This window comes from Schaedlerella arabinosiphila, assembly GCF_003885045.1.
GTDB lineage: Bacteria > Bacillota > Clostridia > Lachnospirales > Lachnospiraceae > Schaedlerella > Schaedlerella arabinosiphila.
In genome coordinates, this window is record NZ_RHJS01000002.1 from 338,363 (window position 1) to 353,741 (window position 15,379).

18 protein-coding genes are annotated in these 15,379 nt (G+C 49.9%); 9 read left to right on the top strand and 9 right to left on the bottom strand.

Annotation, left to right across the window (positions count from 1 at the left end):
- Positions 1-197: 197 nt before the first annotated feature.
- Complete coding sequence (locus EBB54_RS02190; protein ID WP_125126160.1) at positions 198-1,520, bottom strand: FtsX-like permease family protein; 1,323 nt, start codon at positions 1,518-1,520, stop codon at positions 198-200.
- Positions 1,510-2,586: an ATP-binding cassette domain-containing protein gene (locus tag EBB54_RS02195; RefSeq protein ID WP_125126161.1), complete on the bottom strand. Its 1,077-nt coding sequence runs from the start codon at positions 2,584-2,586 to the stop codon at positions 1,510-1,512. Before EBB54_RS02195 ends, EBB54_RS02190 begins: the two co-directional genes overlap by 11 nt.
- A gap of 211 nt (positions 2,587-2,797) precedes the next feature.
- On the opposite strand from EBB54_RS02195, the gene EBB54_RS02200 reads away from it, so the two are divergent.
- The 3 genes from EBB54_RS02200 to EBB54_RS02210 all read left to right on the top strand — a co-directional run bounded on the left by EBB54_RS02200 (position 2,798) and on the right by EBB54_RS02210 (position 4,481).
- On the top strand, positions 2,798-2,992 hold the full coding sequence (locus tag EBB54_RS02200; protein ID WP_125126162.1) for a helix-turn-helix transcriptional regulator: 195 nt from the start codon (positions 2,798-2,800) through the stop codon (positions 2,990-2,992).
- A gap of 377 nt (positions 2,993-3,369) precedes the next feature.
- Positions 3,370-3,549 carry a helix-turn-helix domain-containing protein gene (locus EBB54_RS02205; RefSeq protein WP_125126163.1) on the top strand — a complete coding sequence of 60 codons (180 nt, stop codon included), beginning with the start codon at positions 3,370-3,372 and terminating at the stop codon, positions 3,547-3,549.
- Positions 3,546-4,481 carry a DUF1848 domain-containing protein gene (locus tag EBB54_RS02210; protein WP_125126164.1) on the top strand — a complete coding sequence of 312 codons (936 nt, stop codon included), beginning with the start codon at positions 3,546-3,548 and terminating at the stop codon, positions 4,479-4,481. The genes EBB54_RS02205 and EBB54_RS02210 overlap by 4 nt, the downstream gene beginning before the upstream one ends.
- A gap of 100 nt (positions 4,482-4,581) precedes the next feature.
- On the opposite strand, the gene EBB54_RS02215 is transcribed toward EBB54_RS02210, so the two are convergent.
- From EBB54_RS02215 to EBB54_RS02240, 6 genes are all read right to left on the bottom strand, one after another.
- On the bottom strand, positions 4,582-5,157 hold the full coding sequence (locus EBB54_RS02215) for an HDIG domain-containing metalloprotein (RefSeq protein WP_125126165.1): 576 nt from the start codon (positions 5,155-5,157) through the stop codon (positions 4,582-4,584).
- A gap of 24 nt (positions 5,158-5,181) precedes the next feature.
- A complete protein-coding gene (locus EBB54_RS02220; RefSeq protein ID WP_125126166.1) occupies positions 5,182-5,505 on the bottom strand; it encodes a branched-chain amino acid transporter permease in 324 nt (107 codons plus the stop codon).
- Positions 5,502-6,194 (bottom strand): AzlC family ABC transporter permease, encoded by a 693-nt coding sequence (locus tag EBB54_RS02225; protein WP_125126167.1) that lies wholly within the window; start codon positions 6,192-6,194, stop codon positions 5,502-5,504. The genes EBB54_RS02220 and EBB54_RS02225 overlap by 4 nt, the downstream gene beginning before the upstream one ends.
- A 142-nt stretch (positions 6,195-6,336) precedes the next feature.
- On the bottom strand, positions 6,337-7,941 hold the full coding sequence (pckA, locus tag EBB54_RS02230; RefSeq protein WP_004082830.1) for a phosphoenolpyruvate carboxykinase (ATP): 1,605 nt from the start codon (positions 7,939-7,941) through the stop codon (positions 6,337-6,339).
- A gap of 277 nt (positions 7,942-8,218) precedes the next feature.
- Positions 8,219-8,608 (bottom strand): helix-turn-helix transcriptional regulator, encoded by a 390-nt coding sequence (locus tag EBB54_RS02235; protein ID WP_125126168.1) that lies wholly within the window; start codon positions 8,606-8,608, stop codon positions 8,219-8,221.
- Between the two features lie 191 nt (positions 8,609-8,799).
- Positions 8,800-9,249 (bottom strand): CYTH domain-containing protein, encoded by a 450-nt coding sequence (locus EBB54_RS02240; protein ID WP_004082826.1) that lies wholly within the window; start codon positions 9,247-9,249, stop codon positions 8,800-8,802.
- Between the two features lie 232 nt (positions 9,250-9,481).
- Here EBB54_RS02240 and EBB54_RS02245 point away from each other — a divergent pair, with 232 nt between their 5' ends.
- Positions 9,482-9,829, top strand: a complete 348-nt coding sequence (locus EBB54_RS02245) for a hypothetical protein (RefSeq protein WP_125126169.1) — start codon at positions 9,482-9,484, stop codon at positions 9,827-9,829.
- A gap of 15 nt (positions 9,830-9,844) precedes the next feature.
- Here EBB54_RS02245 and EBB54_RS02250 read toward each other — a convergent pair whose 3' ends face one another.
- On the bottom strand, positions 9,845-10,330 hold the full coding sequence (locus tag EBB54_RS02250) for a DUF5721 family protein (protein WP_125126170.1): 486 nt from the start codon (positions 10,328-10,330) through the stop codon (positions 9,845-9,847).
- 252 nt (positions 10,331-10,582) lie between these two features.
- On the opposite strand from EBB54_RS02250, the gene EBB54_RS02255 reads away from it, so the two are divergent.
- From EBB54_RS02255 to EBB54_RS02275, 5 genes are read left to right on the top strand one after another with little or no spacing between them, the layout of a single operon-like run.
- A complete protein-coding gene (locus tag EBB54_RS02255) occupies positions 10,583-11,365 on the top strand; it encodes an SGNH/GDSL hydrolase family protein (RefSeq protein ID WP_243127480.1) in 783 nt (260 codons plus the stop codon).
- Positions 11,362-11,958, top strand: a complete 597-nt coding sequence (locus EBB54_RS02260) for a DUF4358 domain-containing protein (protein WP_193554333.1) — start codon at positions 11,362-11,364, stop codon at positions 11,956-11,958. The genes EBB54_RS02255 and EBB54_RS02260 overlap by 4 nt, the downstream gene beginning before the upstream one ends.
- A 25-nt stretch (positions 11,959-11,983) precedes the next feature.
- Positions 11,984-13,396, top strand: coding sequence for an MBOAT family O-acyltransferase (locus tag EBB54_RS02265; RefSeq protein WP_125126172.1), 1,413 nt, complete (start codon positions 11,984-11,986; stop codon positions 13,394-13,396).
- A gap of 15 nt (positions 13,397-13,411) precedes the next feature.
- Positions 13,412-14,566 (top strand): DHHW family protein, encoded by a 1,155-nt coding sequence (locus EBB54_RS02270; protein ID WP_125126173.1) that lies wholly within the window; start codon positions 13,412-13,414, stop codon positions 14,564-14,566.
- Positions 14,567-14,573: 7 nt separating this feature from the next.
- On the top strand, positions 14,574-15,338 hold the full coding sequence (locus EBB54_RS02275) for a pseudouridine synthase (protein ID WP_125126174.1): 765 nt from the start codon (positions 14,574-14,576) through the stop codon (positions 15,336-15,338).
- Positions 15,339-15,379: the final 41 nt, after the last annotated feature.

The following is a 15,379-nucleotide window of genomic DNA, read 5'->3' on the forward strand; positions in this document are numbered from 1 at the left end:
GTTTATGGTTTTTCATAAGGCAGGGCTGCCTGTATGATGGGAAAAGGATATCAGATCCTGCTGTATTTTACTATATTTTGAAAGATGCATTTTGTCAATATCCGGTTGCATGAGCGTCCGATCACGGAATTAGCCGGATGCCGTGCAGTGAATGCGCGCCGCCGTGAGTTCTGCAAGGCTGCACTGGCTGCGGCGGGCTATTCCATATACCGCCTGCTCATAAGGTATACTGCAAGGAAATAGCAGGTATAAAATAAGAATGTACACAGCAGGTATTCGCCGGTAAACCGGAACAATATATTGTGCAGCGTGCCCGGAAGCAGGCAGTTTAATTTCCGGTTCAAAAGCGGTACGCAGGGCACAAAAACCGGAAGGGCGATCAGCAGCGGCAGGGACAGACGAACCGCGGTCTGCTGCATAGACAGATGCCTGAGCTGCAGGGCGCTCCGGCCGATATAGTACAGAATCCGGAGACTTTCCGCTTCCTGCCTGATCTGGATGAGCTGCTGCAGGGACAGCATGGAAAAGTAAATGACAAGAAAGACCACACAGAGGCTGACCTGTACCAGGCCCATCCACTGCTGGACGCTCCGCTCAAAGAGGGCCAGCTCCGGACGCAGCATGAATCTCCCTACGATGAAGCTCATTGCAGAGAACAGAAAGCACAGGCAGAAAACCGTGTTTAGGATCGCGTGGGTCTGAAAATCGGAGGTGATTTCCGCCAGGATATACAGTCTGTTTGTCTGGTACAGAGAGGCGGACTTTTCCCGTCTGAGTGCGTACAGAAACCCGAACAGCCATTGATAAAAAGCGAACACCGTGATGAACAGCGGAATTGCGGCAACGGATATCAGGAAACCGGCAGAATGCTCCGGCAGAAATGCGATTCCCCACACAGCCGCCGCCAGGCATCCGAAGCCGGCCAGGAAGACCAGACCCCATTTTTTCGGGTTGTATGTGCGGCTCATTGTCTGATTCCGCTTTTTCTCATACATCAGTTCCCGGATCTGCAGCCTGCGGATACGCCCATATAGCTGAAATGCGCAGACCGCTTCCACAAGGCAGAAGTAGAAAAATGTGTGCGGCAGGCTTCTTGCATAAAGTGCAGAGGGCGTCATTTTCAGATAATCCATACCCCTATCCAAGGCCGGCAAGACCAAGGCGCGGCAGAGGGCGAATCCGGCGGCCGTGCCTGCCAGGAAACAGAAGCAACCGATCAGAAGAAATTCCGCGAGAAACAGCAGAGACAGCCTGTTTTTTTCCATACCCAGCAGCAGATAGTTTGCCAGTTCCCGGGCGCGCTGCTTCAGCATAAATGCGTTGATATAGCCAACCAGGGCGATCAGGATCACAGCGATCAGCACAGGCAGGGAGGCAGCCTGGAATCCTGCGGTTTTTCCCATAACGGCAATGCAGCCGGAGACCTCCGTAACGGCCAGCAGAATCACCATGGCGGCAATATATAAAAGATAATCGACCCAGGAGCGCTTTGCGCTGCGGATTGCCAGTCTAGCGTACATCTCTGTTTTCCTCCTCCATCCATGCCATTTTTTCCAATATGCCTGCAAAAAAAGCCTGTCTGTTTTCCTGATTCCTGCTCATGGACGTCCGGATTTCCCCGTCCTGCATAAAAAAGATCCGGTCGCAGCAGCTGGCCGACAAAACGTCGTGGGTGACCATCAAAATGGTTACGCCGTATTCTCTGGAGAGCATGGAAAAGGTATCCAGAAGCTGTCTTGCAGCCTGGGAATCCAGGGCGCCCGTTGGCTCGTCCGCCAGAAGAATGTCCGGGTCTGCCGCCAGGGCCCTTGCACAGGCGCAGCGCTGCCGCTGCCCGCCGGATACCTCATAGGGAAACTGATCCAATACAGAGGAGATTCCCAGCTTTTCGGAGACATCCAGAACGGTTTTTCGAATCGTATCTTTCGGGGCAGCTTTTACGGTCAGGGCGAGCGCGATATTTTCATAGATCGTCAAAGTGTCCAGTAAATTGTACTCCTGAAAGACAAAGCCCAGGTGTTCCCGGCGGAATCTGGCTGCCTCGGACTCAGAGAGAGCCGTCACATCCCTGCCGCTGATTCGGACAGTGCCGCCGGTGGGCTTGTCGATGGTGGCGATCAGATGGAGCAGCGTCGTTTTTCCGCAGCCGGATGCCCCCATAATTCCGGTGAAGCTGCCGCGGGGGATTTGAAAGCTGACGTTTTTTACTGCCTGGGTCGGCGCGTCTCCTGAGCCGTAGACTTTGGAAACACCGCACACCTCCAGGGCATTTTCCGCAGCGGGCGGTACGTCTTCATCCCACTGATTATGTCCCAGCCAGTTTGTGATTACTTCCAGCAGGACTTCGTCTGTCTTTTCTCTCAAATTTCCTTCCGGGATGCATTCGCCGGCAAACAATTCATTCAGCGTGATTCCCAGAAGATTGCAGAGCTGCGGAAATAAAGACAGATCCGGCATGGAACGTCCTGTCTCCCATTTGGAAACGGCTTTGTTTGTGATTCCAAGCATTTCTGCCAACTGGTTCTGCGTCCACCCGTTGGCCCTGCGGCGTTCGGAAATAAAGCCGCCGATTTTGGTCTGATCCATAGTGCAAAACCTCCTGTTCTGCTGTCTATGATACCAGATTTCTTGAAAAATGGACACCTACCGGCGGTAGAATCGGAAATTTTCATGGAAATGAGAAAGAAAAACGGCCCGCAAATGGGATTTGCGCCATTGGTACCATGAGTGCAAAGGCTGATTGCTGGACTTTTTACAGAAAAAAGGGATAATAGAAGTAAGGAAGGAGGAAAACAACATGAATATCGCGGCAATAATTATCGAAATCAGAAAACAAAGAAAAATGACACAGGAGGATTTTGCAAAATTGTTTCATGTAACACGACAAACGGTATCCAATTGGGAAAACGAAAAAAGCTATCCGGATATCAAAACGCTTGTAGAAATAAGCGACGAATTTGATATTTCACTGGATAATCCTGCCGATCATTGATAGGGCTTTGGAATTATGGGATTCCATTAACGAATAAACTATTTGTCTCTGCCGGCCAAAGCCGGCAGAGGGGCGGAGAGATTGTAAAAAATCCTGATTATATTGCTGATACTTAAAAGCTGAATATTGCTCTCATACTAAAGGAGATACAGTCTGAGCAGGAAGTATTTAAAACAGTATTACGTTTGGTGACATCAAAAGAGAATGATTCCGATATCTTTAAAGTAAGATAGGAACAGAACTCTTTGAGGTAGAAGATTTCGTGCGGTCCACACGCCGATGGTACTGACAGCATTTTCGGAGAGCCTCATTTTAATTTGTAAAATTTATAAACAAATGCTATACTATTAAGATAGACAAATGAGGAGGTGGAAAGCATGGCTTATTCAGAAGAAATAAAGAAAATTCGTCAGAAATGTTTTCTTTCACAGAAGACTTTTGGTAGAGAACTTGGAGTTTCTTTTTCATCAATCAACCGTTGGGAAAGTGGAAAAAGAAAACCAGGTATCTCTGCTATGAAGAAGATCAAAGATTTTTGTGATGCTCAAGTATTATGATACTGAGCGTCAGCAGAAGAACAGATATTCCGGCCTTTTATGCGGAGTGGTTTTTTCAGCGTATCCGGGAAGGATTTTTGTATGTCAGAAACCCGATGAATCCCCGTCAGGTGAGCAGGATCGGTCTGTCTCCCGAAGTGGTGGACTGCATCATATTCTGGAGCAAGAATCCGGCGCCGATGCTGGAAAGGCTGGATGAGCTGAGGGAATATCCCTTCTATTTTCAATTTACGCTGACAGGGTATGGAAGGGATATCGAACCGGGACTTCCGGATAAAAGGAAAGAGGTTATCGGTACATTTCAGAAATTATCTGAAAAAGTGGGGAAGGAGAGGGTCGTCTGGCGGTACGATCCGATTCTGGTAAATGGCAGGTATACGATAGAATATCACTTGAAAGCCTTTGAGGAGATTGCCGGCTGTCTCAAAGGTTATACGGAAAAGGTGGTCATCAGTTTTGTTGATTTTTATGCGAAGACGCTGCGCAATACAAAAGATCTGTATATAAAGAGCCTGAGCAGGGAAGAAATGAGGGAAATCGCGGAAGGAATGGCACAGATTGCAAAAAGCTGCGGGCTGGTGATTGAAACCTGTGCAGAGCAGATCAATCTGCAGGATGTGGGAATCCGGCACGGGAGCTGTATTGATAAAAAGCGGATCGAGAAGATTGTGGGATGTTCACTGAGCGTAGAAAAAGACAAAAACCAGAGAGAAGCCTGCGGCTGCTGCGAAAGTATTGATGTGGGAGCCTACAATACCTGTAGAAATGGGTGTAGGTATTGTTATGCGAATTATCATGAGGAACAGGTGCGGAAGTGTATAGCATGCTATGATGTAGATTCGCCGCTGCTCTGCGGAAGGATTGAACCGGAGGAACGGGTAACAGACAGGAAAGTGAGATCTTTTCGGAATCCGCAGCTGAGTATTTTTTAATATGATCCGGGAGTACCTAAGACGTGAAGCGCGATACTGAGCGCCAGACAGATCTGCCGCTCAGTATCATATGGCTAGAATTACCACTTTCTCAACAGTTCTACAGATTCCCTTTCAACCCGATCTCCTCCGCCTTTTCTTTCATCCCCTCAATGGTCTCCCGGATCACCTCGTCCAGTTCCATCCCCAGCATTTCAGAACCTTTGCGGATCACTTCGCGGTCTACTCCTGCGGCGAAGCGCTTGTCTTTGAACTTTTTCTTTACGGATTTCACCTCCAGATCCAACACACTCTTAGAAGGACGCATCAGGCACGCCGCATTGATCAGGCCGGTCAGCTCATCGATCGTATACAGTACCTTTTCCATCTGGCTTTCCGGCTTGGTATCCGTGCAGAGTCCGTATCCGTGGCAGCTCATGGCGCGGATGTAGACCTCATCAATCCCTTCTTTCCGCATGATCTCTTCTGCCTTTTTGCAATGCTCCTCCGGGAACTGTTCATAATCCAGGTCGTGCAGCAGTCCGGCCACACCCCAGACTTCCTCATCTTCTCCGCTGAGGCGTCCGAAGTGGCTCATGACAGCTTCTACAGCCAGAGCGTGCTGCTGAAGAGCCGGGGACTTCGTGTAGTCCGTCAGCAGTTTCCATGCGTCTTCTCTTGATAGTTTCTTTTCCATTTTGAAAACCTCCTACTTACTTTATCAAAAAAATGTCTGTACCAGAAACATATACAAAACCGTCCCACATCCAATACTCAGCAGGGTATTCTTTTTCCACTTATGCAGAACAACGATAAAAAGGATGGCGGTCAGCTCGGGCAGGGCAAAATGTCCGTCGGAAAACGCGTCCTTTAAGCAGTACACCACCAGCAGCCCGATGACCGCATAGGGCAGGACCGTTCCGAGATAGGTAATATAGCGCGGCGGCTCCTTTCCTTCCGGAAATATGAAAAAAGGAAGAAAGCGCGTCGCCATGGTTCCCAGTACGACGGCAGCAATCGTGAGAATACTCTGTGCGGCTGTCATGGCTCTTCCTCCTTCCTGCCGTATTTTCTGCCGATAGAAAAACACAGGATGATCAGGGCCATGGCAGGCAGTATAAAACCCTGGTTCCCGAATACCAGCAGGCAGAGCAGTGAACAGCCCAGGCCGGTGAGGGCCGGGCGGTGGTCCCTGGATTCCTCCCACTGGTTGATGAACATGACGACAAACAGTGCCGTCATGACGAACTCGATGCCTGTCGTATCAAAATGTATGACATATCCCAAAAGGGCTCCCGCGGTCGCGCCCGTGACCCAGTAAATCTGATTCAGCAGTGTTACAAAGAACATGAACCATCCCCTGTCTACATCCGGGGGCGGCGCTACGGTGCAGTTGATGGTAAAGGACTCGTCGCACATCCCATAGATCAGATAGGGCTTTTTCCAACCCGTATTCTTGTACTTTTCCAGCATGGAGATCCCGTAGAACAGGTGCCTCGCATTGACCATCAGCGCCAGGAAAAAGGCATGCAGCGGATGAAAGGCGGACAGCAGCAGCTCCACGGTGACAAATTCCATAGAACCGGCAAAGATGAACAGGCTCATGAACATGGGATAGACAAAGGAAAAACCTTTGCTCCTCATGAGAAATCCATAGGACATGCCCAAAAAAAGAAAGCCGATACAGATGGGGAGCGTATAAGGCAGGGCGGCTTTGAATGCTTTTGTTTTCATTGATATCAATTCCTCCTGACCTGCAGTAAGGAACTGTCCAGAAAAATCCTGCGGATGCTTTCCGGACAGCTCTTAAGAAAGAAACAGGAGCTTTTTGCCCCTGTTTCCTGTAGTCTGGATCCGATCAATCTCAGATTGATATTTATAACTGAGGACCAGCAGAAACCAAAGCCTTGCCTGCGTCATTGCCCTCATATTTTGTAAAGTTCTTGATGAATCTCTGCGCCAGATCCTTTGCCTTGGTCTCCCACTCAGCAGCATCGCCGTAAGTATCACGGGGATCAAGGATGCCGGAATCTACGCCCGGAAGCTCTGTCGGAACTTCAAAGTTGAAGTACGGGATCTTCTTGGTCGGTGCTTTCAGGATATCGCCGTTTAAGATCGCATCGATGATACCGCGGGTATCCTTAATGGTGATACGCTTGCCTGTTCCGTTCCATCCGGTATTTACCAGATATGCCTTTGCGCCGTTTGCTTCCATTCTCTTCACCAGCTCTTCGCCGTACTTGGTCGGATGCAGTTCCAGGAAGGCCTGTCCGAAGCATGCGGAGAAGGTCGGTGTAGGCTCTGTGATACCGCGCTCTGTTCCGGCAAGCTTTGCGGTAAAGCCTGACAGGAAGTAGTACTGTGTCTGTTCCGGAGTCAGGATGGATACCGGAGGAAGTACGCCGAACGCGTCTGCGGACAGGAAGATCACTTCCTTCGCTGCAGGAGCCGCGGATACCGGGCGCACGATCTTTTCAATGTGGTCGATCGGATAGGATACACGTGTATTCTCTGTCACGCTCTTATCGTCAAAATCAATCTTGCCGTTCTCATCCAGAGTAACGTTCTCAAGCAGGGCGTTGCGCTTGATCGCATTGTAGATATCCGGCTCAGATTCTTTGTCCAGGTTGATGACCTTCGCATAGCAGCCGCCTTCGAAGTTGAAGACACCGTTGTCATCCCAGCCGTGCTCGTCATCACCGATGAGGAGACGCTTCGGGTCTGTGGAAAGCGTTGTCTTGCCGGTTCCGGAAAGGCCGAAGAAGATAGCGGTATTCTCGCCGTTCATATCTGTATTTGCGGAGCAGTGCATGGAAGCGATGCCCTTGAGCGGCAGATAGTAGTTCATCATGGAGAACATACCCTTCTTCATCTCTCCGCCGTACCATGTATTGAGGATTACCTGCTCGCGGCTTGTGATGTTGAACATTGCCGCAGTCTCAGAGTTCAGGCCCAGCTCCTTGTAGTTCTCTACTTTCGCCTTGGAAGCGTTGTAAACAACGAAATCAGGCTCAAAGTTCGCAAGCTCTTCGTCGGTAGGCTGGATGAACATATTCTTTACGAAATGTGCCTGCCATGCCACTTCCATGATAAAACGGATCGCCATGCGGGTATCCGCATTTGTACCGCAGAAAGCGTCAATTACAAAAAGTCTCTTATTGGAAAGCTCTTTCAGAGCAAGATCCTTAACAACGGCCCATGTCTCTTCAGAAGCCGGATGGTTGTCATTTTTGTATTCGTCAGAAGTCCACCATACAGTATCTTTTGAATTTTCATCCATTACGATAAACTTATCTTTGGGTGAACGGCCTGTATAGATACCTGTCATTACATTGACTGCACCAAGTTCACTTACCTGGCCTTTTTCAAAACCTTCCAGATCAGGTCTTGTTTCCTCTTCAAATAACATCTCATAAGAAGGATTGTGTACAATTTCTGTAGTTCCGGTAATACCATACTTACTTAAATTGAGTTCTGCCATCTTAATTTAACCTCTCTTCTTCAATATTTGTCTGCATATACAGGAGATCGCAACCTTTCGCCTGCAAAGTGGACATTCGTTCAATAACATATTATACATATTCAAGCGATAAAATCAATAACAATTCTCCAAAATTTTTCAATTCCTCACAGAAATATATGGTTTTATATGGAAAAAGATTGTACTTTCAGAACAGGTATACGAAAAACCCGCCGACGACGCGGATTCAGGAAAATTCGGAGAAGTATTCTATAGAATAAAAAAGCAGGTGATCAAGTCACCTGCCCTGCTGGTTCATCTGGTTCAGTACATACGCGATCAGATGCTGGCGTTCCCACTCGGCGCAGCGGTATTCCAGTACGAATTGGATCTCCTCATCCGTCAGATAAAGAATATCCTCGGAATTGCGCCTGTAGCATATATGGTAAGGCGACTGCGCTTCCCGGTACTCATCCGGGGAAAACGGCTGCCGTACCAGTTGGTCCAGCGTGATGGAATAGACCTCGCAGAGCCGGGTCAGAAGATCCAGGTCCGGATCTCTCTTTCCGGTCTCGTAATTGGAGTATGCCTGACGGGAGATGCTGATTCTGTCGGCCAGCGCCTGCTGGGTAAAGTCGTACGCTTCCCGATATCTTCTTAAATTATACGCAAGCTGTAAATTAGCCACGGTGCACCTCCGCATATGGGGGAAATAATCCCGGAATTACTAAAACAAATGTCAAAAAATGTAATTTGCATTTTGATTATAGCAGTTATATCCATAATACGGGTTATTATGCAACAGAACAAAGAAAATATTCGGCATGTAAACAAAGGGTTGCGTGTGAGCGCAGATTAAAAAAGGGTGTCTGACTAGACTTAAAGCTTGCTCAGCGTACTGTTCTGGTACCGGGCGGAACAGGTGACGTCTTCTCCGAACCAGCTTGGAGGCTGGAACGCGTTGGCGGAATCCTCATCCGGAAATTCCACTTCGGCAAAGATCGTCCCCTCCAGAAATCCGGAGAAAAAGTCCAGTTCGATATGGAGACCGTTTTCCAGGGGGATGACATACCGGTTCTTGGTGATGAGATGCCCGTCCACCTTTCCGATCATGTGGGAGTATGCCTCAGGGGTCAGTGGAAGGTTGTATTCTTCCCGGACCATAAGGCCCTTGGACTTGTAAGTGAGGTAATAGTCGTCATTGTCGCGCCGAATCCGCACGACAGGTTCGGTGCAGAGGTAGCCCTGTTCAATCCGGCGGCAGGGATAGTCCGTCGGATCAAAGGGGATCTTTGACCGTTCGATGAGATATTTGCGTTCGATTTCCATGGATGTCCTCCTTATTAAGATGTTTTTTTTACAAAGCAATGCGCTGGATGGACAGATCCGCCCGGCGGCAGGAGCTTTTACGCTTTTACCTATCATAATACGTCCGGGGAAAAAAGTAAACGCCGATTGCATTTTTTTGGGGCTTCTGGTAAACTGAAGCTGTTGTTCACAACTGCGGTGTTCACGGCAGCAAACTGAAAAGAGATTATATTCAGGAAGGAATCAAAAGACGATGGATGAAAGTGTTTTTGGCTTTGTCAGTATTATGGCGTTTGGCTGCGGGATCTACGGGCTCTATGCGTATATCCGGATGAAAATGGACGGGCATATCAATGAGACCCTGCTCCTTGGAAAGAAGTATTCGGAGCATATGTGCAAGAATAAAGAGGAATTTGTGAAAAAGGCGCTGCCGGCGGTGCTGGTATTCGGGATCGTGACGACGGCCTACGGGGTAATCGATATGATCCACTGCTACGTGAAGCCCATTCAGGCCGTGGATTCTGCGGGCCTGGTGATCTTCCTGGGCATGCTCGTATGGTATATGGTCTATACGACAAAATTAAAAAACAAATATTTTTAACGGGAGCCTGGCAGTTTATTCTGCCAGGTCAAAGGCAAGTCCTTTCTGATCAAAGAATCTGGGGACCATGGCATCCCATTCCCGTTCCAGGGATTTGTCCATGGAAAAGGCTTTCAGGGAGGTTCCGGTGACGCATTGAAGGCCGGCGCCGTCAAACCGGATGTTGAGATACAGCCCCTGAACGTCGGATACATGAAAATCCAGGCTTTTCTGCTCGATCAGCCGGGCGGTATTTTCCGGGGACAGGCTGAAAACAAAGCGGAAGCTCAAAGGAGTCCGCTTCCCCTTGATTATGGAAAAACACAATTCACGCAATTGCTTCCAGGAGGCATAATCGCCTTCCGGAGAGTCCTCATAAAAGTCTTTCTGTATGAAACCGTCTATGGTGAATGTATTGAATGTCACAACCTCCCCTTCTATAAATAAAAAATTGTCAAAGGTGTCTGACAGCAGAAGCTGGGTCATGAAATTTTTGGTATTTTTTAACTTCAGCGCGATCATAATTCGTGCCCTCCAATCATTGGGAATCCTGTGGTTTTACTGGCCTGGGGCCGTGCAGTACGGCGCATGGCAAAGATCCGGGACATCTCTATTCTATCACAAAAATCTTATGTAGTGAACCAGAGACGTTGACTTTTCATAGGAAAAAACGTATTATATTACTTATACTCTGAAGGGGGGCCTGCAAAAATGCCCCTCCTGGGGCCTACGCGGCGCTGTATGCCGTATGCAAAAAAGCCCCGTCAAACACAAATGAGAGAGGTACGAGAAAGAACATTGGATAATAAAAGTAAAAGAATCATGGTCATTGCGGGCACGGCTTTCGCGGCCGCGCTTATTGTGATCATTATAGCGGTTGAGGCGGTGGGGGATCTGACCAGGAAAAAGGTGGATACCTCGGAGGGGCTGCAGATCATAGAACATGCGGAAGCAGCGAAAGTCACCGCAATCGAGACGAAGATACAGAATCTGGAGGAACAGGAGAAAAAGGAAGAGGAGGCGGAAGACACCCGCAGCATCAAAGAGATATTTACCAGTGCGGTCGTGATGGGGGATTCGATTACGGCCGGATTTTCGGAGTACGACATATTGAACGCGTCCAGCGTTGTGGCGGAGATCGGAGCCGGGCTTGATGGGCTGGGAGAACAGATCAAAAAGCTGAAAGAGATCAATCCGCAGGTGGTATTTTTATCCTATGGGATGAACGATATCCTTTCCACCCAGGGAGATACGGATCTCTTCATCGAGAATTACAAATCCGTGATCAAGGAGCTTCAGAAAGAGGTGCCCAATACAAAGATCTTTGTCAACTCCATTTTCCCGGTGTCCAGACAGGAACGGGAACGGGAGCCGGCATTTCAGCAGCTTGACGAGTACAACAAGGTTCTGCGGGAGATGTGCGATAAACAGCAGATCGCGTATGTAGACAATACGGAGCTGGTCTCTGAGCAGTACTATGAAGAGGACGGAGTCCATTTTAAACCGGATTTTTACCCGATATGGGCAAAGCGGATGGCGGAGGTGGCTTCATTATGACAGAGAGACAGGAAGCGTATTATGGAGAAGAATACGAAAACGGCTATTATGAGGAAGGTTATGAAGAGAACTACGGCGGGGACTACGGGGAGTATGAGAACGCTCCCAGGGAAACCCCTTCATTCAGCAAAGCAGGGGTCATGAAGTGGGGAGCGGCATTTCTGATTCTAGTGTATATCGCGCTGCTGCTGATCTATACCAGCGGGAGCACGAAGCCTTTTGAGGAAGTGGCCGCATCCGTGGAGACGCTCATAGATAAGGAAAACCTTGTCAAACAGGATGCGCAGGCTTTGAAGCGGTATTATGGGCTGAACAGCGCGGACTACGAGGGCGTCCTGTTTTATTCCGCCGAGTTCAGCATTTCGGCCCAGGAAGTGCTGCTGATCGAGGTCAAAACAGAGCAGCAGGTGCAGGAGGTCCGGGATGCCGTGGAGGAGCGTTTGGAAAGCCGGAAGAATACCTTTGAGGGATATGCGCCGGAGCAGGCGCAGCTAATCAAGCAGGCGCAGACCCAGGTGAGGGGGAAGTTTGTCTTTATGGCCGTTTCACCGGAAGCGGAAGCCTATGCCGCCGCATTTACAAAGGGCCTGTAGACCGGGCTGGGAAGAGGATATTTGAATGCTGTTTAGTAGTATAACGTTTTTGTTTATGTTTCTGCCTGTTACACTGGCAGTTTATTATCTGGCAGCCCCGCAGATGAGGAATCTGGTGATGCTGGCGGCCAGTCTGTTTTTTTATGCCTGGGGAGAACCGGTCTATATCATCCTGATGCTGCTGTCGATCCTCATGAATTATTACTGCGGGCTGGATATCGACGGAAAACGGGAAAACCCGCAGTTTGCCAGACGGAGCCTGGTTTTTGGGGTTTTGGCCAATGTGGCGGTGCTGGCGTTTTTTAAATATTACGGCCTTGTGATGGAGACTGTGAACGGGGTGTTTCCCGTGGATATTCCTTACAGGGTGCTCCCCCTGCCCATCGGGATCTCTTTTTACACATTCCAGGCGCTGTCCTACATCATAGATGTGTACCGGGGGGAAGTCAGGGCGCAGAAGAAGCTGATTCACTTTTCCTTATATATATGTATGTTTCCCCAGCTCATCGCGGGACCCATCGTCCGGTATATCGATATTGAGGAGCAGTTGATGCAGCGCAGCTTCGGCATTGTAAAATTTGGGCGGGGCGCCATGTTCTTTATCCGGGGGCTGGCGAAAAAAGTGGTCATCGCCAATTCCATCGGATCTGTCTATGAGGAGGTGACCCGGCTTCCGGTAGGGACGGTTTCCGTGCTGACAGCCTGGGTCGGATGCATTGCCTACGCCTTCCAGATTTATTTTGACTTCAGCGGATATTCGGATATGGCGGTGGGCCTTGGAAAAATGTTCGGATTTGAATTTCGCAGGAACTTCCATTATCCGTATGTGTCCAAAAGTATCACGGAGTTCTGGCGCAGATGGCACATATCCTTAAGCACCTGGTTCCGGGAGTATGTGTACATTCCGCTGGGTGGAAACCGCTGCAGCGGGCAGCGCAATATGCTGAACCTGATCCTTGTCTGGGCTCTGACCGGATTGTGGCACGGGGCGGAGTGGAACTTTCTGCTGTGGGGCTTGTACTACGGCGCTCTGCTTATCTTGGAAAAATTTGTCTGGGGTACGCTGATGGAACGGCTTCCGGGATTCGTCCAGCATATTTATGCATTTGTCCTGGTGATGGTGGGGTGGGTATTTTTCTTCAGCCCCAGTCTTGGAGCCGCGCTGGATCACATCGGAATGATGTTCGGCATGGGCGCCAGCGCACTGGCGGACCGGCAGGCTGTATTTCTCCTGACGACCCACTGGCTTTTGTTTGTGCTGTGCATTCTCGGCTCCTCCTCCAGGGGATGGTCCCTTTTGTGCGCCTTTACGGAATCCTACAAAAAAGGACGGACCCAGAGGATCATGTCCTGCGTGGTATATATGGGGATGTTCCTGGTAAGCGTGGCATTTCTGGTGACGGAAACCTTTAACCCGTTTTTATATTTCCGTTTTTAGGAAGGAATGGAAAATATGCGGAATCATAGAAGATTGAGAAGAATTGAAGGGACGGTAGGAAAAGTATTCATCCTCTGCATGATTGTCTTTTTCCTGCTGAACCTGATCATATCGGACAAGGAGATGTCCGAGGAGGAGAACCGGATGCTTGCCCGTATGCCGAAAGTGACCTGGAGCAGCATCGTATCCGGGGATTTTATGACAAAATACGAATCCTACCTGTCGGATCAGTTTCCGGGGAGGAATATTTGGCGGAGCATAAAAGTGAGCTTGAGCGGCATTGGAGGAAGCAGGAAGGAAGGCGACGTACTGATCGGAAAGGACGATTATCTGATGGAGGAGATCGCGGTGCCGGATCAGGAAACGCTGATGGAAAATCTGGAAGCGATCCGGCAGTTTGAGAACCGGAGCCGGGACGTCCAGATGTATATGCTGCTGGTGCCCAATGCGGCATGCATTCTAAGCGAACGCCTTCCGGCCTTTGCAACGGTATCCGACCAGAGCCGGATGTTCGCCCAGGTGAAGCGTGAGCTGGGGGAGGACGTGGAGTGGCTGGATGCCTCCGCCGCGCTGAAAAAGCACGCGGGGGAAAAGATCTACTATAAGACAGACCACCACTGGACCAGCCTGGGGGCCTTCTATACATTCAGCCAGGTGGCGGAGCAGATGAAGATCAAGACGGACGTGTCCAGCAGTTTTGTCTCCTATCCGGTGTCCACCACCTTTAACGGGATGCTGGCCGCGAAAAGCGGATGCAGGCTGAATGTGAAGGAAGAGATCTATATTTATGTTCCCAGGGATACGGACAACGATGTGGTGGTAAACTATGTGGATGAGCAGCGCAAGACCGCTTCGCTGTATGATTCGTCGAAGCTGAAAACGCGGGATCAGTATGCGGTCTTCCTGGGGGAAAATACTTCCGTGGTGGACATCAAGACCGTGTCGGAGAGCCAGCGGAGGCTGCTGCTTGTGAAGGACTCCTATGCCAACAGCTTTGTGCCGTTTCTGACACCCTATTTCCGGGAGATCGTGCTGGTGGACCCCAGATATTACAGCGGAACGATCGAAGAGATCATGGACACTTACCGGATTACCGATGTGATGTTTCTCTACAGCGGCAATACCTTTTTCCAGGACAACAATCTTAAAGGCGTGCTCAGCGGGGAGTGAGAGGAAGATGGGCAATCAGATCCAAAAGGAATATCAGCAGAAGAAGGAGCCTGTCCGGCTGAACAAATACCTCAGCGAGGCCGGCGTGTGCTCCAGAAGAGAGGCGGACCGGCTCATTGCCTCCGGCAGGGTCACGGTGGACGGCCGCCCGGGGGAAACCGGAATGAAGGTCTATCCCGGGCAGAAGGTATGCGTCGGGAAAAAAGCCGTTTCCCGGCAGGAGGAGATGGTCGTGCTGGCGGTCAACAAGCCGGCGGGCATTGTCTGCACCGAGGAGAGGAGGGAGCGCAGCAGTATCATCCGTTTCCTGGATTATCCGGTGCGCATCACCTACGTGGGAAGGCTGGACAAGGATTCCCGGGGCCTTCTTCTGATGACCAACAACGGGGACATCATCAATAAGATCATGCGGGCCGTGAACCGGCATGAGAAGGAATATAAAGTGACGGTGGATCGGGCCGTGACGGAGGACTTTCTGGAGCAGATGGCAGGGGGCGTGCCGATCCTGGATACGGTGACCAGGCCCTGCCGGGTGCAGAAGATCGGAAAATATACGTTTTCCATTATCCTGACCCAGGGGATGAACCGGCAGATTCGGCGGATGTGCGAGGCTCTGGGCTATCAGGTGAAGGATCTGGTGCGCACGAGAATCGTAAACATCGAATTGGGAAACCTAAAGGAAGGGGAGTACCGCAGGGTAAGCGACGGGGAACTGGATGAACTGTACGAACGGATTCGGGATTCCTCCAATGTCCCGGAGCGGGAGACTTAAAAAAGTACGGCAGGAAGTAAAGCCGGGCATGTTTTTTTTGC

Bases quoted from the DNA above. Each gene is read 5' to 3' on its own strand.
- EBB54_RS02190 (WP_125126160.1), bottom strand. From the start codon at position 1,520: ATGTACGCTAGACTGGCAATCCGCAGCGCAAAGCGCTCCTGGGTCGAT.
- EBB54_RS02195 (WP_125126161.1), bottom strand. From the start codon at position 2,586: ATGGATCAGACCAAAATCGGCGGCTTTATTTCCGAACGCCGCAGGGCC.
- EBB54_RS02200 (WP_125126162.1), top strand. From the start codon at position 2,798: ATGAATATCGCGGCAATAATTATCGAAATCAGAAAACAAAGAAAAATG.
- EBB54_RS02205 (WP_125126163.1), top strand. From the start codon at position 3,370: ATGGCTTATTCAGAAGAAATAAAGAAAATTCGTCAGAAATGTTTTCTT.
- EBB54_RS02210 (WP_125126164.1), top strand. From the start codon at position 3,546: ATGATACTGAGCGTCAGCAGAAGAACAGATATTCCGGCCTTTTATGCG.
- EBB54_RS02215 (WP_125126165.1), bottom strand. From the start codon at position 5,157: ATGGAAAAGAAACTATCAAGAGAAGACGCATGGAAACTGCTGACGGAC.
- EBB54_RS02220 (WP_125126166.1), bottom strand. From the start codon at position 5,505: ATGACAGCCGCACAGAGTATTCTCACGATTGCTGCCGTCGTACTGGGA.
- EBB54_RS02225 (WP_125126167.1), bottom strand. From the start codon at position 6,194: ATGAAAACAAAAGCATTCAAAGCCGCCCTGCCTTATACGCTCCCCATC.
- pckA (WP_004082830.1), bottom strand. From the start codon at position 7,941: ATGGCAGAACTCAATTTAAGTAAGTATGGTATTACCGGAACTACAGAA.
- EBB54_RS02240 (WP_004082826.1), bottom strand. From the start codon at position 9,249: ATGGAAATCGAACGCAAATATCTCATCGAACGGTCAAAGATCCCCTTT.
- EBB54_RS02245 (WP_125126169.1), top strand. From the start codon at position 9,482: ATGGATGAAAGTGTTTTTGGCTTTGTCAGTATTATGGCGTTTGGCTGC.
- EBB54_RS02250 (WP_125126170.1), bottom strand. From the start codon at position 10,330: ATGATCGCGCTGAAGTTAAAAAATACCAAAAATTTCATGACCCAGCTT.
- EBB54_RS02255 (WP_243127480.1), top strand. From the start codon at position 10,583: ATGAGAGAGGTACGAGAAAGAACATTGGATAATAAAAGTAAAAGAATC.
- EBB54_RS02260 (WP_193554333.1), top strand. From the start codon at position 11,362: ATGACAGAGAGACAGGAAGCGTATTATGGAGAAGAATACGAAAACGGC.
- EBB54_RS02265 (WP_125126172.1), top strand. From the start codon at position 11,984: ATGCTGTTTAGTAGTATAACGTTTTTGTTTATGTTTCTGCCTGTTACA.
- EBB54_RS02270 (WP_125126173.1), top strand. From the start codon at position 13,412: ATGCGGAATCATAGAAGATTGAGAAGAATTGAAGGGACGGTAGGAAAA.
- EBB54_RS02275 (WP_125126174.1), top strand. From the start codon at position 14,574: ATGGGCAATCAGATCCAAAAGGAATATCAGCAGAAGAAGGAGCCTGTC.